The organism is Litorimonas taeanensis, from assembly GCF_003634015.1.
Classification (GTDB): domain Bacteria; phylum Pseudomonadota; class Alphaproteobacteria; order Caulobacterales; family Maricaulaceae; genus Litorimonas; species Litorimonas taeanensis.
This window is the reverse complement of record NZ_RBII01000001.1, coordinates 1662491-1677061: the sequence shown is the minus strand read 5'-3', so window position 1 is coordinate 1677061 and position 14571 is coordinate 1662491. Positions and strand designations below refer to the sequence as shown.

The window sequence follows — 14571 nt, the reverse complement described above, 5'->3', positions numbered from 1 at the left end:
GTGAGGAGAGAGACAATGATGAAATGGTTGGATTTAGGCATGTCAGATCCGTTGACCCTGGGTATGGCACACCCCTTAACAGATAGGTTGGAATGTTTAGCATCTGACAAAGTCAACAAGGTTTGGTCAAGGAGTTTGACAGGCGCGTTGATGTTTACGGTTGCTGTCGTTACGGCGCCTTTGACGATAGCCAGCGAAAGCGCGTCAGATACGAATAAGCGCGATGAAAATAGCTATGTCGACAACGTCGAAGCTTCTCATCCCGAATATTTAGAGGATACAATTGTTCATTCAAAAGACGCCAAAATCAATCATCACACAACATCGATTACGCGTAGCAAGAACACTAAATCTGCATCCAAAATCAATGTGTCTCGAAATATTGATGGCAATAAACACTGTTATGAAATCAATATTAATGGTGATGACATTCAAGCGTTCAAAGTCAATGCCGATGAAACAAAGACTTTTGTGCCGCTAAAAGACATTAAAGGCTACTCGGCTGCCAAAGCGCGTGAGTCAAAAACTTGGTCATTTGATATTGATGAAGATAACCAATTAATGTTTGTAACGGGCATCGATATGGCAAAGCGCCGGGCACCTCTGGCGGCTACGCGCTATCCGGCACCGCCCGTTCCCCCGGCGGTTAGTATCGAATCTCTCCAGCAAAAACATGCCGAGAGAAAAGAAGACGTCAGAACATTGATTAAGCGGTTTGACTCTGAACGAAATCAAGCGGATCAGGCGCGTAAGAGCGCAATGGCTGCCGAGATAAAACAACTTAAAACCCTAAAGAAGTTAGAGGGTGAAAACAAAGAGATCCTATTAAAGAAACTAAAAAAGTTGGATGACGTTCGGCCGTTATTGGAATCCAAAGATTCCAAAGAACTTTCAATATTTATTGATAAAGACGGCGAAGATAGCCGTATAAAAACGCACAACGGAAATGTTATTAAAGTGAAACGACTGGCCCGTAGGGGTCTCAATTCTGAGTATCCAGTTCCGCCAGAGGCTCCGAATTATAATAATGACACAAACATACAAATAGAAAATCATGTCATCTTAGAGCTTGGTGCAGATGAAGCAGGGGAGAGCGAACCTCCAATCATCCTACGGTATAAAACCGGTGAAAATTCACATGATGTGAGTGCTTTTCACACATTTGAACACGATTTTGAGTTCGAGGATGACTTTGACCACGAAGCCTTAGAGCGCTTAAATCTTGATAGAATAGAGCGTGAGGCGCATTTAAGCGCGGCAGAATCTATGTTGGAATCTGTAGAAGAACTCCTTGAAGAATTGAAAGACAGCGATCTCGCAAAACGTGATTTGGACCAAGCCAAACGCGAGCTGAAAAAGGCTAGAAAGTCACTTAAAGAAGCGGAAAAGAAGCTGGCTGATAAATAGACCCGACGGGGGAACCTAGCAACACGATTATATTTTTTTTGCGGGGTTCCCAAAGACCTTATGGCCTTCTCTAATGCGTCTAAGAACAACGCTACCAATACCAATAAAGGCATCTTTCTCAATGGTAAGTTTTTTATGTAGCTTGCCATTAGTGATGAGGGCACCGCTTCCAATATAAACATTATCGCCAATTGTGACATTCCCAGAAATCACAGTGGTTGACATGACTGATACATAGTTTTGAATTTCGACATCATGCCCAATGAGTACATTCATATTGAAGGTACAGAAGTCGCCAATATCAATTGTATTAGATAGGCGGCATCCGGCACAGAATATATTACCGCGAGACGCCTCAAGACGTTCTCTTTGTCCGCGACCGAACGAAACTGTTGGATGGATAAGGTTTGGAAAATTCAAGTCTGGGTATTGGCTTGCAATTTTTCGTCTGATTTGAGGACTGCCAATGGCAATGACGAAATCATACCCTGAGCTTGCTAGTGTGCTTATGTGGCTATCATCCAAGACCTTAAGGCCTGCAACTGTGTCGGCATCATTAGAACCGTCGACCAGAACCATGTCTGTATAGCCAATGTCATGGCAAAGATCTGCAACTTCTCTTGCAAATCCTGACGATCCAAAAATAGCAATTTTCATTTGGGAATACCTTTTTGATATCCTGTCGCAAGCAAGCTATTTTCTGTTATCAGCGAGCACTATAGCCACCATCAACCATAATGTTCGTTCCTGTTATCCATCGGGATGCACGTGATAATAGGAAAATAGCAGCATTACTAATATCGGTCGTTTCGCCTAGGCCGAGAGGGTAGCTTGAAATTAGATCTTCTTTAGCTGCAGGAGGGAGTTTTTCTAATAACTCCTCAGACATAGGTGTGCCCGCAACAAAGCCAGGCGAAATGCAGTTAAAGCGTGCCCCTTTATTCGCATATTCGAGAGCGGCACATCTTGCGGCGGACACCAGCGCGCCTTTCGAAGCGGCATAGGCCATTTGAGTTGGCGCGCCGACTACGGCCATTATTGATGACATAAAAATAATACTGACTGATTCAGCGCGATATTTTTTCTTTAAGACGAAGCGACTGAGTTCAAGGGCTGCTGTCGTGTTCACATCAAATATTTGCTCGTAATGTTTAGCAGAACCTGCCTTTAAAGGCAGAGACTTCTCAATGCCAGCGGAGTGAACGAAGCCAGAAAGTTTTCCCATTTGGCTCTCTATGGAATTAAATAATTCCGTATATAAAGCGCTCTCTGTTACATCATAGCTGAAGCAATGATGGTTGTTAGGGGTTAATAATGAGCGAGTATGCTCAAGAGCTTCCTTATTTCTACCTACCAAAGCAACATTCGCGCCGGCTTCACTACAAGCGATAGACATTGCTCGACCAAGTCCAGAAGAAGCTCCAGTAATCAGAACATTCGTGTCGGTTAAGTTAAAATCTTGCATAATGGTCATTGATATTACTTATACTCGATTTGTTTGTATAAAGTACAAGAGCTCATATCAAGATAGGCGGTTCCCCAAGATAGACCGGAGCCGTATCCGCAGAGAATGCTATTTAGCGGTTTGTGTCCGCCTTCTTGTATATGATCTGTAATTGTTAGAGGAATAGAGACTGTGCTTGTATTACCAAATTTATGAATGGAGATAGGCATTTTCTCTTTGGCAATTTTCAATTTTTTGGCAAACATATTCAGCATGAACTTATTCGCTTGATGCATGAAAAACGTATCTACATCGTCGATATCTACTTCGGCAAAGGATAATACCGATTGTATGTTTTGAACGACTTCTTTCATTGTGAAGTCAAACACTTTCATCCCATCCATCGTAACATGAAGGCCAGTTCTTCGGCTTCCGTCTTCAAAGGTTTGTAATTGTACGTTCTCTGCATTTGAGGGGGATCTATATCCACCACTAGGGATTTTAATAGCGTCGGTCCCTTTGCCGTCGGTCCGTAAAGAGAAGTAACTTGTCGATGCTGTGTCTTTGCCTTCAACCATGATAGCAGCCCCACCATCGCCAAACAACAAGGCCGTGGTCCTGTCCTCAAGTGAGGTAAAGTCACTCATAGTTTCCCCTACGAGCAATAAAACTCTTTTAGCGCCTGCTTCTACATAGGCGTAGGCAGTCGATAAGGCATATATGAAACCTGAACAGCCAAGCACCATGTCAAATGCGGCGGTTTCAGTGGAAAGTCCAAGCCGTGCTTGTAGCGCGCAAGATGTTGCAGGAACGCCCAAATAATCTGGAGTTTGGGAGAGGAAAATTAAGACATCAATACTGTCTCTATCAATTCCCATGTCATCCAGAAGGTGTTCAGCCGCTTGCGCGCAAAGATCGGACGCACAAACGCCCTCTGAGACAAATCGGCGTTCCTTGATGCCAGTAGCTTTCACGACCTTCGCAGCCTCTTTTTCCGTAAGGAGGGGTGAGACTGTCAAATTATCAATAATGTTAGGTGGGTAACAGCTCACCATTCCAGTAATGGAGGCTTTACTGTATTTCAAAAAGGCCATGTATGATTATCGCAATGCTTAAGTTATTTTGTCTTCCCCAATTAAGGAAATAAGTTCCTTAACTGATTTCAACTCGCTTAAGACTTCGCCAGAAAGAGAGATTCCGAAGTTTTCATCAACAAGGGCAATCACACTTAATACGCCAAGAGAATCATAACCATTTTCTTCGTCCAATGGAGATTCTACCGTCAAAGTGTCGTCGAGCTCTAATACTTCTGTTAGCTCTTCTAAAAATTTATCTAGTTCCATTATGCGCCCTATAAGTCATTATGTAGTTTATACAGTGATTACTGTTCCGCCGTACGAATACCCTACCCCAAAGCCAATAAGCAAGACTTGATTGCCGTCTTGCAGCTTTTTACTGTCAAGCGCTTGCTTTAATGCAATGGGGATTGTCGACGAGACGGTATTGCCATAGTCTTTCATGCCGATGTGAAATTTATCTGTAGGAATACGGCACTTTTTGCGCAGATATTTCAGCATATATTCGTTAGCTTGATGGAATATTGTATAATCCACGGTTTCAGTCGTCAGAGAGTTTTTTTCCAAAACTTCGTCAACCAAGTCAGGCACGGCTTGAATTGTGAAGTTAAATATTTCGGGGCCGTTCATATATAAATAATCATCTGCAGACCCATCCCGAATGGGGTTTTTTGTTGCGCCGTTTCTTACAATTAAGTTTTCAGCGCCCGAGCCATCTGTGCCCATAGAGAACTGACCCAAATTGTCCGTGGGGGTGTCTTCGACAAGAGTGGCTGTTGCGCCATCGCCAAAGATGCTTCTGTTGGAAACATCGTCTTGTGCCAAATGTACAGAATAAGTTTCTGACGTAACCAGAAGTACTTTTTTTGCTTGGCCAGATGCAATCATGCCTTTGGCCAAAGAAAGCCCATAAATGTAGCCAGAGCAACCGAGGTTAAAGTCAAGGGCTGGGCATTTCGTTGATAACCCTAGTCTATGTTGTAAAATAGTCGCCGTCGTTGGGAGGAAATATTCGGGGCTTTGTGTGCATAGGAGCAAACAATCAATTGATTGTGAATCGACTTTTTCTAAAAGCTTTTTACAGGCGCCTTCTGCTAAGTCTAAAGCTGTTTGTCCTTTTGATACAATATATCTTTTTTCAATGCCAATTTTTTTGCTTATTTTTTCAGCATCAAATCCCTCAACTATGCCTTCTAGGTCTTTATTCTGGATACAGGTCTCAGGAAAGAAAGTTTCGATGTGAGAGATTCTGGCCATACGGTTTCTTAATTTCCAAGAGGTGTCGTTTAAAAGTGAGGCTGTGCAAAACAATCAATGCTAATGTGAGAACAGTCTTCTTTCTTTGTCTTCAATAATGAGTCTGAGCTTATAATTAATTGATAGGCATCTTCAAGCGGTTTTACCCAGACGATGGGATGAGGCTGATTCAGACAAAGGCGTGGTGGTTTCTTTCATATATATGCAAAAGGGCTGAAAGTTTCAGGTCTTTACCGATGATACATCAACAGCTGTAAACCTAAAAATTACCTCATAATTCAGACTAGGGCTTGGTAATTCGTATGACGGGCCCTATTTTACCATTATGAAAAAATCTATTCTCTCTTTTCTAGCTACGGCATTAATAAGCAGCGGGACAGCGCTCTCTGCGACTTTGCTTTCCACGACGACGGCACAAGCGCAGTTTCCTGTTGATTTACCAGACCGCGTTGTCCCAACCTCTCAGGCGCAGGTGCAGCTCTCTTATGCCCCTGTTGTTAAGCAAACGGCGCCTGCTGTAGTTAATGTCTTTACGTCGCGCACCGTAAGGTCTCGCGGACGGTCTGATTTCTTTGAACAAATGTTTGGCATGCGCCGCGCGCCGCAAGAGCGAGTAGAAAACTCTTTAGGTTCTGGCGTGATTGTACGCTCTAATGGAATTATCGTTACGAATGCGCATGTGGTGAAAGGCGCGGATGAGTTGCGCGTTGTTTTAAATGATCGCCGTGAATTCCCCGCGGAAATTATAGCGCAGGACGAAGAAATCGATGTGGCCGTTTTGCGTATTGATACGAAAGGTGAGCGTTTACCTGCCCTCGCGATTCAAAGCGCAGGTGAAGACCTTGAAATCGGTGATATTGTGTTAGCCATCGGGAATCCGTTTGGTGTTGGTCAGACCGTTACAAGCGGTATCGTTTCAGCAATGGGGCGTACGAATGTGACGGATGTATCATCCTTTATTCAGACTGATGCGGCTGTGAACCCAGGAAACTCAGGCGGTGCGCTTGTTGATTTATCCGGCGAGTTGGTGGGGGTGAACACGGCCATTTTCTCGCGTTCTGGCGGGTCAAACGGGATTGGCTTTGCTATCCCCTCTGAACTCGTAAGCCGCGCCGTCGATAGCGCTCTGACAGAGGGACGTATTGTGCGGCCTTGGATTGGCGCGCGGACTAATGCGGTTGATGCGACGATGGCGGCCGCGCTCGGATTGGATCGTTCTAAGGGGACGGTCATCAACGAAGTCTTACCGGGCGGACCAGCGGATAGGGCGGGCCTTGAAAAAGGAGATGTGATTTTATCTGTCGATGGGACTGCGGTTAATGATGATAGTGGGCTTCGCTTTAAACTCGCCACTCTTCGTAAGGGCGATAGAGCTGATATTGTGTATTTCCGCGAAGGCAAAGAGCGCACGATTGGTGTTAAAACAGATATCCCACAGGAATCGCCAGCGCGTGATGAACGAAAGCTAGAAGGTTATCATCCTTTTGACGGAGCAACCGTCGTTAATATGAGCCCAGCCTTGGGCGAAGAATTAGGGTTCGACCCCTATTTGAAGGGCGTTATGGTTTTAAAAGTCGAAGGCAGAAGCGCCGCGAACTATAACCGCCTGAGGCCGGGGGATTTTCTTATTTCCCTTAATGGCACTGACATTGACTCAACTCGCCAAGTTGAGAGCTTGCTTGCGACTATAGATGTTGATGAAGGATGGGAATTATCCGTCGACCGTAATGGTAGAATTGGTAAGCTTCCGACGCGATATTTACCGCGTACTGATTGATCGGAGGATTACACAATCTCAGACCTATTTGCCGCCGCTGGCCTTGAAAATAATGCACCACGCCCTTTGGCTGATGCGCTTCGCCCCACGACATTGGGGGAGGTGATTGGGCAAGATCACCTTTTGGCAGAAGGAGCACCTCTGCGGCGTATGCTTGATAGCGGAAGGCTTAGCTCGTTGATTTTGTGGGGGCCACCCGGCGTTGGTAAGACGACATTGGCCCGCATAATCGCGGATCATGCGGATATGGAGTTTGTCCAGCTTTCCGCCGTTTTTTCAGGTGTCGCCGATTTACGCAAAGTTTTTGAAACAGCAACAGCCAGGCGCAGTACGGGGCGAGGCACCCTCTTATTTGTCGATGAAATTCATCGTTTTAATAAATCCCAACAAGATGGCTTTCTGCCTTATGTGGAAAATGGGACAATAACGCTTATTGGTGCTACGACAGAAAATCCAAGCTTTGAACTTAATAGCGCTTTGCTCTCAAGAGCGCAGGTTTATGTTTTGAAGCGGTTGGATGATGCCGCCTTGTCAGGCTTGCTAAAGCGCGCAGAATTACATTTAAAGAAACGATTGCCTGTCACCGAAGAGGGGCGCCAAGCCATAATTGATATGGCGGATGGCGATGGGCGGTATTCTTTGAGTCTTGCCGAAATTTTATTTAATTATGCAGAGGGTTCTCACTACGACGCCGATGGCGTTGCCCAAATATTGCAAAAGCGCCGCGCCCATTATGATAAAGGCGGAGAACATCATTATAATCTCATTTCGGCCTTGCATAAATCCATTCGTGGTTCTGATCCTGATGCGGCTCTATACTGGTTGGCCCGTATGCTTGGTGGCGGCGAAGACCCAATATATCTGGCGCGCCGTTTGGTGCGAATGGCGAGCGAGGATATAGGTTTAGCAGACCCAACGGCGTTACCCGCTGCAATGGCTTCGCTTTCAGCTTATCAATTATTGGGCACGCCCGAAGGGGAGCTAGCTTTGGCGCAAACCGTTGTGCATTTAGCCTCTGCGCCAAAATCAAATGCTGTTTATGTTGCCTTTAAGGCGGCGCAACGATCTGCGAATGAAACGGGGTCATTAGCGCCGCCCGCCCATATCATGAATGCCCCGACAAAACTTATGAAAGATCTAGGGTATGGGGCAGGCTATCAATATGACCCAGACACTGTTGAAGGTTTTTCTGGACAAGATTATTTCCCTGAAGGCATGTCTCGCCAGACATTCTATCAACCTAAAGGGGACGGTGCAGAGAAGGATATTTCAGAGCGCCTGACGCACTGGGAAAATTTACGAATGTTGAAAAAATCAGACCCTCGTTAAACCGATATAGAATCTCAAGCCTGTTTTTAATGGCACTCAGAGCTGACCTCGCTTAAGAGATACGCATGTATAACCTATTATTAGTGGCATTAGGCGGCGCTATAGGCGCAAGCGGGCGGCACATTTTATCTGGTCTTTCTTTGCGGCTCTTTGGCCCTGGGTTTCCAGTGGGTACCTTAAGCGCGAACATTATTGGCAGCGCTTTAATGGGGTTACTCGTTGGCTGGTTGGCGTTTAAAGGGGCGGGTAATGGTCAATCCCTACGGTTATTCTTTGGTGTAGGTGTTTTAGGCGGTTTCACGACGTTCAGCGCGTTTTCATTGGAAAGTTTTTCAATGCTTGAGAAAAAAGCCTATGGCCCTTTGTTTGCGTATGTTAGTGCCTCTCTCTTTGTCTCGCTGGCGGCATTGGCTTTAGGCCTGTGGCTTTCACGACTGATATTTTCTTCCTGATTGGTAATATATAATGAGCGGTGTTCAAATTTTAGTCGTACCTGAAACCGATGATGGTTCTCGGCTTGACCGGTGGTTCAAACGGCTTTTTCCTCATATTGCGCATGGGCGTGTGGAAAAGCTGCTACGCACAGGTCAACTTCGTGTGGATGGTAAACGGGCCAAAGGGAATTTCCGTCTTGAAGCTGGACAGTCTGTACGCATACCCCCGCTTCCTGACCCGAGCGAGATTAAAGAGGTTAGCCCCGTTAACGATAGAGACAAATCCTTTATGCGGGGGCTCGTCATTTATGAAGACTCAGATTTAATTGCGCTGAATAAACCTGCGGGTCTTGCTGTGCAGGGCGGGTCTAAAACGACACGCCACATAGACGGTATGTTGCCTGCATTAGGCGAAGGCTGTCGTCTCGTGCATCGCCTTGACCGTGATACATCTGGGGTTCTCTTAATTGCAAAATCAGCGGCGAGCGCGAAATGGGCGGGCCGCGCCTTTCAAAGTCGCCGCGCGCAAAAAATATATTGGGGCGTGACAAATGGTGTTCCGCATCCGCGCGCGGGCGAAATCAAAGGCTATATGGCCAAGGGGCGCTTAGATAATCGTTTTGGCAATATTCACGAGGGGAAAGAGGTCATGGAACCTGTCCGACACGGCGCGCCAAATGCAAAACATGCGAAAACACTTTATCACGTACAGGCGAATGCAGGTCAAAAAGCGGCTTGGGTTATTATGATGCCTTTAACGGGCCGTACGCATCAGCTTAGATTGCATATGCAATTGCTTGGCGCGCCGATTGCAGGCGACCCAAAATATATGACAGACCGCCCTATGCCAGGCGGACTTGAAAATATTCTACATTTGCACGCGCGCAGTTTAACTATTCCGAGAGAGGGAAAGCCAGACCTAACGCTTGTAGCGCCCTTGCCTAAACATATGGACAACGCCTTTAACATGTTGGCTTTCAATATGTCACAAGATGATGTCGATTGGGACTCGCTTCAATAATGGCCAAGAAGAACAATAAACGATTTTATAAGGCGGTATCGACGGCGCCATTGGGTCATGATTTTGTCGTGAAGCTTGACGTCTACACGCTCAAAACCCCTGGTAAGAAAACGCTATTACTGCCGAGTAAGGCACTGGCGGAAGCTGTCGCGCAAGAATGGGAAGCGCAAGGCGAACACATTTTGCCGCCAACTATGCCTATAACGCGCCTGACAAATGTGGCGATTGAACAAACACCAGATAATCGCCCCGCTTTGATTGAAGAAGCCCGTCGTTATGCCAAGACGGATCTGCTTTGCTATCGTGCCCCACAGCCCCGCATCTTAATCGAACGTCAGAACGCGCAATGGGATGAATGGGTTAGCTGGGCAAAAGAGAGGGGTGTTTCGCTTAAGACGACGCAATCGCTTTCTGCCATAGAACAAGCTGAGCCAAGCCTAAGGGCGGTGGAAGACTATGCCGCTAATCTCGATGATATTCGCCTGACGCTTTTTGTGCATTTCATTGCGGTCTTCGGTTCTGTCATATTGGCTATGGCTGTGATGGAGGAGGCTATAGAGGCTGGCGCGGCTTTCGATGTGTCGCGACTAGACGCACTTTATCAAATCGAGCTTTGGGGCGAAGATGAAGAAGCCGCGGAAATTTCTGAGGCTTTAAAATTGGAAACAACTCGCCTTGGTCAAGTTTTGGGGATGATATAATATGGAAGGTAGTCTTTTATTTTCTGTATTTATATTCCTAGCTGCGGCTTGCGTGCTGGTGCCACTCTCAAAGCTGTCAGGGCTTGGTTCTGTTATCGGCTATTTAATTGCAGGCGTTATCATTGGGCCTTATGTGCTTGGCGCGATTTCAGACCCCATAACGATTTTGCACTTTTCAGAGTTCGGCGTTGTTATGATGCTGTTTCTTATTGGATTGGAATTAAAGCCGAAAGAACTTTGGAACATGCGATCCCGCCTTTTGGGTCTAGGGGGCTTACAAGTCGGGGCAAGCTCTCTGATAATTGCTTTAGTCGCACATTATGGATTTAATCACCCTTTGGGCGAAGCCATTACAATCGGCATGGCTTTGGCGCTGTCGTCCACAGCCATCGCCCTGCAAATCATGCAAGACAGGGGTATGATGAACGAGGTTGCTGGGCAGTCTGGTTTTTCAGTTCTTTTATTCCAAGACGTTATAGTGATTGCCATGATTGCGGCGCTGCCGTTCCTAGCGACAATGACAGGTTATGGCGCCGTTATAGATAGCGCTCACGCTGAAGACGTTCACGGCCCCGAAGGGCTGTGGTGGGCTCTTAGTATTTTTGGTGTATTTGCCGGAATGATCATAGCAGGCCGCATACTCTTACGGCCTATTTTTAAAATTATTGCGCGAAGTAAAGTGAGGGAAACCTTTACGGCCATGGCGCTTCTGCTTGTTATTGGAGCGGCATTATTGATGAATTGGCTGGGCCTTTCAGCCGCATTAGGGGCGTTCATAGCCGGAGTGGTTTTGGCGGATTCTGAGTATCGGCACCAATTAGAGCGGGACATAGAGCCATTTAAAGCATTGCTTCTGGGCTTGTTTTTTATCTCGGTCGGTATGTCACTTGATTTTGCGACTTTGGCCGAAAAACCTGCTCTTATCTTTGGTCTGGTAGCGGGACTGATAGGCGTGAAGTTCCTTGTGCTCTACGTAATTGGTGCGGTGTTTAAGCTCGTATTGTCTAGCCGTATCTTATTCGCCACGCTTTTGTGCCAAGCAGGTGAATTTGGATTTGTACTGTTTCAGTTCGCTTTGACAGAGGGCGCAATATCTGCGGAAACCTCAACACTTTTAACGGCGGTCATTGCACTTTCGATGGGGTTAACGCCTATTCTGATATTGATCTTTGATAAATTTATCTCGCCCTTATTTGCCACTCAATCATTAACGGGCGAGCCGCCGATAGATGAGGGGAGCCGCGTTCTTGTCTTGGGGTTTGGCCGTGTTGGGCAATTGGCTGGGCGTCTTTTACATACACAAAATATAGCCACGACCATTATTGATAATGATGGCGACCACATAGATTTTTTAAAGCAATTTGGTCATCGTGTGTATTACGGCGACGCTTCAGACGTTGATTTATTGCATAAAGCTGGGGCAGCCAAAGCCGATGTAATTATAGTGGCGATGGATGACCGCGATAAAGTTACTCAAACCGTTCATGAGATACGTGAGCATTTCCCTAAGGCTAAAATTGTTGCGCGTGCGCGTAACCGGGGACATCTATTCGACTTATTGGCAGAGGATGTCGACTTTGCGGAACGTGAGACGGTCCGCGGGGGATTGGCGATGGGCCGCAAGGCGTTGACTTATTTGGGGTTCAGTGAGGACAAAGCCAGAGACCTTTCCGATAAGTTTCTGGAAATGGATTTCAAGCTCGCCATGGAGGCTTATGAAATGCGCGGAGATATGGAGGCTCTTGTCTCAAAAGCGCGTCGCGGTCATGCTCTACTTAAAGAAACGCTCAGTGGTGAAGCTAATTATATGTCTCATGACGAAGAAGAAGATGACAACAACTAGGGTATAATGAGCCACAGATTTACGCTTGTTTTTCCTACGATAAAGCGTCAGTTAGCGCCTATGATTAAATTGTTTTTGAACCCTGTGGGCCGAATGGGTCGGCGTGATTTTTGGATCGGGTTTTCCGGTTTTGTTGTCTTTGTTTTTGTAATGCAAATAATACTCGACAGACTGTCCGATAGCCTCGTTGGTTTTTTCCTGTCACTCATTTATTTGGTTCTTGTGTTTCAAATATTATATAGCGTTTATGGCAAGCGGCTTCATGATATGGGGCGAAGTCTGTGGTTTTTGACAGGTATGATTGCCTTAACGCTCATCCTTGTAATTGTCGTGATGATGATGTTTGGCGGGGCTGAATATTTTTCAGAATTCGCGCAATATGACCGTAAAGAAGATATAGACCCAGCCGAAATTGAACGTATTCAAACCGCTTATCAAAATCGACTGCAACAAGGGACATTGCCATTGAAATACCTTTTATATGGTCTTTGGGCTGCGTTTACGCTTTGGCTTGGTCTCTCAAAACCTCAGGCGAAAGATAATCAATACGGGCCTTATTCAACGTAACCTTGAACGAATTCTCTTGCCTTTTGCTCTGATTCTGGCACTCTCTTATTGTTAAACAACAAACTGGGAGAGTTTAAAATGGGAAGTCTTTTGTTTTCACCATCAGGCCGGATTGGGCCGCAGGCATATTTTAAGGGCATGATGATCATTGCCGTCATAGGGGCGTTATTGTCGCTTTTGGCACTCGTAAGTACATCCTTGGGAACCATTGGTGGCTTATTATCTATTGTCTTACTTTATTGCTTCTTTGCATTGACCATCAAGCGTACGCATGATGCAGGCCGTAGTGGTTGGATGTCTATTGTTTGGTTTATTTTATTCATTGTGGTTTCAATGGTCGTTGGTGCCATTATCGGCCAAGTGACCGGCGTAAGCATGATGGACATTATTAATGCATCTATGGCGCAAGACGTTGAAACTGTTGAAGCCTTAACAAAGAAGTCAACAATTCCTAGCGCGATAGGCGGAATAATTAGCTATGCCGTTGGGGCTTTCTTGATCAACAAGCTTAATAAATCTGACGCGCATGATAACCAATTCGGTCCTGCGACATAATTAGATTTAAAACTTTAAAAACCGCCTCATAGAAGGCGGTTTTTTTATGCCTTGATTTTGGGGCTTAGAATGTCGGGCTAAAAAGACGCGCAAATTGTGTTTTCAAAACTGCGTCTAAATCCGCCATAGAGGCCGCAACGCCCAAATCAGAAAGGCTCGTCACACCGTGTTCGGTGATGCCGCAGGGGACTATGCCGCCAAAATGAGAGAGATCAGGATTTACATTAATGGAAATGCCGTGAAAGCTGACCCATTTTTTAAGACGCACGCCGATGGCGGCAATTTTTTCTTCGCGTCCTCCCTCTCTTACAACCCAAACCCCAACGCGCCCACATCGTCGTTCTGCAGTAATATTGAACTCGGCGAGACTATTTATCACCCATTGTTCTAAGGTTCTAACAAAGGCGGCTACGTCGCGCCCGCGCTTTCGTAAATCTAGCATCACATAGGCGACGCGCTGTCCTGGGCCGTGATAAGTATATTGACCCCCACGCCCCGTTTGAAACACTTCAAACTTATCCGGCTCGACAAGGTCAGACTTATTCGCGCTTGTCCCTGCGGTATAAAGCGGTGGGTGTTCTAAAAGCCAAACTTCTTCCTTGGCTGCCTCAGTGGCAATTTTTAAGGCCTTATCTTTCATATAGTCATGCGCCTGCGGATAGGGGGTGAGGCCATCGCTCTGGCGCCACGTAACAGGGGCGTCATTAAATATTACAGATGTCATAGGTCACCTCGCATAGTAAATGTCTATGCCATAGATAAAGTAAGGGCTGAATGAAAATTACAGATCTGGTTAAAATAATTCAGAGAGAAAACTTTCACATAACCTGTCGATTCGGCTTTTCTTTTGATGCAAGCCTCGCTATACGGCGGCTTCCTCAATGTGCGGCCGTGGCGGAATTGGTAGACGCGCAGCGTTGAGGTCGCTGTGGGGTAAAACCCGTGGAAGTTCGAGTCTTCTCGGCCGCACCAAATTTCTTGATATGGGCAGAGCGTATGCCTTCAGCGGCGACAGCTTTGACGGGCTTTTGTACGGTGCAAGGGTCTATTCTGCATGAGGGTTTACGACTGATGCGCTGGTGTTTGGTTCCGTAGTGAGAGCTTGAAACACAGGGCCATGTGAGCCTCTTTGCATCCATATTGTCATTCGCTAGTTATCA

15 protein-coding genes and 1 tRNA gene are annotated in these 14571 nt (G+C 46.2%); 10 read left to right on the top strand and 6 right to left on the bottom strand.

Features of this window, described 5'->3' with window-relative positions:
• Positions 1–15: 15 nt before the first annotated feature.
• Positions 16–1407, top strand: a complete 1392-nt coding sequence (locus DES40_RS07690) for a hypothetical protein (RefSeq protein ID WP_121100218.1) — start codon at positions 16–18, stop codon at positions 1405–1407.
• Positions 1408–1434: 27 nt separating this feature from the next.
• Here DES40_RS07690 and DES40_RS07685 read toward each other — a convergent pair whose 3' ends face one another.
• From DES40_RS07685 to DES40_RS07665, 5 genes are read right to left on the bottom strand one after another with little or no spacing between them, the layout of a single operon-like run.
• Positions 1435–2064, bottom strand: coding sequence for a PglD-related sugar-binding protein (locus DES40_RS07685; RefSeq protein WP_121100216.1), 630 nt, complete (start codon positions 2062–2064; stop codon positions 1435–1437).
• 49 nt (positions 2065–2113) lie between these two features.
• Positions 2114–2881, bottom strand: coding sequence for an SDR family NAD(P)-dependent oxidoreductase (locus DES40_RS07680; protein WP_121100214.1), 768 nt, complete (start codon positions 2879–2881; stop codon positions 2114–2116).
• 5 nt (positions 2882–2886) lie between these two features.
• The gene (locus DES40_RS07675; protein WP_121100212.1) at positions 2887–3945 is read right to left on the bottom strand and encodes a 3-oxoacyl-ACP synthase III family protein; all 1059 of its coding nucleotides are present in this window, start codon (positions 3943–3945) and stop codon (positions 2887–2889) included.
• 18 nt (positions 3946–3963) lie between these two features.
• On the bottom strand, positions 3964–4194 hold the full coding sequence (locus tag DES40_RS07670) for an acyl carrier protein (protein ID WP_121100210.1): 231 nt from the start codon (positions 4192–4194) through the stop codon (positions 3964–3966).
• A 27-nt stretch (positions 4195–4221) separates the two neighbouring features.
• Complete coding sequence (locus DES40_RS07665) at positions 4222–5184, bottom strand: ketoacyl-ACP synthase III (RefSeq protein WP_121100208.1); 963 nt, start codon at positions 5182–5184, stop codon at positions 4222–4224.
• Positions 5185–5509: 325 nt separating this feature from the next.
• On the opposite strand from DES40_RS07665, the gene DES40_RS07660 reads away from it, so the two are divergent.
• From DES40_RS07660 to DES40_RS07625, 8 genes are all read left to right on the top strand, one after another.
• Positions 5510–6961 (top strand): Do family serine endopeptidase, encoded by a 1452-nt coding sequence (locus tag DES40_RS07660; RefSeq protein ID WP_121100206.1) that lies wholly within the window; start codon positions 5510–5512, stop codon positions 6959–6961.
• Between the two features lie 15 nt (positions 6962–6976).
• Complete coding sequence (locus tag DES40_RS07655) at positions 6977–8290, top strand: replication-associated recombination protein A (protein WP_121100204.1); 1314 nt, start codon at positions 6977–6979, stop codon at positions 8288–8290.
• A gap of 65 nt (positions 8291–8355) precedes the next feature.
• Positions 8356–8742, top strand: coding sequence for a fluoride efflux transporter CrcB (crcB, locus tag DES40_RS07650; RefSeq protein ID WP_121100202.1), 387 nt, complete (start codon positions 8356–8358; stop codon positions 8740–8742).
• Between the two features lie 13 nt (positions 8743–8755).
• Positions 8756–9745: an RluA family pseudouridine synthase gene (locus DES40_RS07645; RefSeq protein WP_121100200.1), complete on the top strand. Its 990-nt coding sequence runs from the start codon at positions 8756–8758 to the stop codon at positions 9743–9745.
• Positions 9745–10446, top strand: a complete 702-nt coding sequence (locus DES40_RS07640) for an ATP12 family chaperone protein (RefSeq protein WP_121100198.1) — start codon at positions 9745–9747, stop codon at positions 10444–10446. Before DES40_RS07645 ends, DES40_RS07640 begins: the two co-directional genes overlap by 1 nt.
• Before the next feature lies 1 nt (position 10447).
• Positions 10448–12289: a monovalent cation:proton antiporter-2 (CPA2) family protein gene (locus DES40_RS07635; RefSeq protein WP_121100195.1), complete on the top strand. Its 1842-nt coding sequence runs from the start codon at positions 10448–10450 to the stop codon at positions 12287–12289.
• 60 nt (positions 12290–12349) lie between these two features.
• A complete protein-coding gene (locus DES40_RS07630; protein ID WP_233345497.1) occupies positions 12350–12856 on the top strand; it encodes a DUF805 domain-containing protein in 507 nt (168 codons plus the stop codon).
• Between the two features lie 78 nt (positions 12857–12934).
• Positions 12935–13411, top strand: coding sequence for a DUF805 domain-containing protein (locus DES40_RS07625; RefSeq protein WP_121100192.1), 477 nt, complete (start codon positions 12935–12937; stop codon positions 13409–13411).
• Between the two features lie 64 nt (positions 13412–13475).
• On the opposite strand, the gene lipB is transcribed toward DES40_RS07625, so the two are convergent.
• On the bottom strand, positions 13476–14135 hold the full coding sequence (gene lipB, locus DES40_RS07620; RefSeq protein WP_121100190.1) for a lipoyl(octanoyl) transferase LipB: 660 nt from the start codon (positions 14133–14135) through the stop codon (positions 13476–13478).
• Positions 14136–14296: 161 nt separating this feature from the next.
• On the opposite strand from lipB, the gene DES40_RS07615 reads away from it, so the two are divergent.
• Positions 14297–14383: transfer RNA gene (locus DES40_RS07615), tRNA-Leu, on the top strand.
• Positions 14384–14571 lie beyond the last annotated feature (188 nt).

Excerpts from the sequence above, each read along its gene's own strand:
- DES40_RS07690 (WP_121100218.1), top strand. The coding sequence starts at position 16 with ATGATGAAATGGTTGGATTTAGGCATGTCAGATCCGTTGACCCTGGGT.
- DES40_RS07685 (WP_121100216.1), bottom strand. The coding sequence starts at position 2,064 with ATGAAAATTGCTATTTTTGGATCGTCAGGATTTGCAAGAGAAGTTGCA.
- DES40_RS07680 (WP_121100214.1), bottom strand. The coding sequence starts at position 2,881 with ATGACCATTATGCAAGATTTTAACTTAACCGACACGAATGTTCTGATT.
- DES40_RS07675 (WP_121100212.1), bottom strand. The coding sequence starts at position 3,945 with ATGGCCTTTTTGAAATACAGTAAAGCCTCCATTACTGGAATGGTGAGC.
- DES40_RS07670 (WP_121100210.1), bottom strand. The coding sequence starts at position 4,194 with ATGGAACTAGATAAATTTTTAGAAGAGCTAACAGAAGTATTAGAGCTC.
- DES40_RS07665 (WP_121100208.1), bottom strand. The coding sequence starts at position 5,184 with ATGGCCAGAATCTCTCACATCGAAACTTTCTTTCCTGAGACCTGTATC.
- DES40_RS07660 (WP_121100206.1), top strand. The coding sequence starts at position 5,510 with ATGAAAAAATCTATTCTCTCTTTTCTAGCTACGGCATTAATAAGCAGC.
- crcB (WP_121100202.1), top strand. The coding sequence starts at position 8,356 with ATGTATAACCTATTATTAGTGGCATTAGGCGGCGCTATAGGCGCAAGC.
- DES40_RS07645 (WP_121100200.1), top strand. The coding sequence starts at position 8,756 with ATGAGCGGTGTTCAAATTTTAGTCGTACCTGAAACCGATGATGGTTCT.
- DES40_RS07640 (WP_121100198.1), top strand. The coding sequence starts at position 9,745 with ATGGCCAAGAAGAACAATAAACGATTTTATAAGGCGGTATCGACGGCG.
- DES40_RS07635 (WP_121100195.1), top strand. The coding sequence starts at position 10,448 with ATGGAAGGTAGTCTTTTATTTTCTGTATTTATATTCCTAGCTGCGGCT.
- DES40_RS07630 (WP_233345497.1), top strand. The coding sequence starts at position 12,350 with ATGATTAAATTGTTTTTGAACCCTGTGGGCCGAATGGGTCGGCGTGAT.
- DES40_RS07625 (WP_121100192.1), top strand. The coding sequence starts at position 12,935 with ATGGGAAGTCTTTTGTTTTCACCATCAGGCCGGATTGGGCCGCAGGCA.
- lipB (WP_121100190.1), bottom strand. The coding sequence starts at position 14,135 with ATGACATCTGTAATATTTAATGACGCCCCTGTTACGTGGCGCCAGAGC.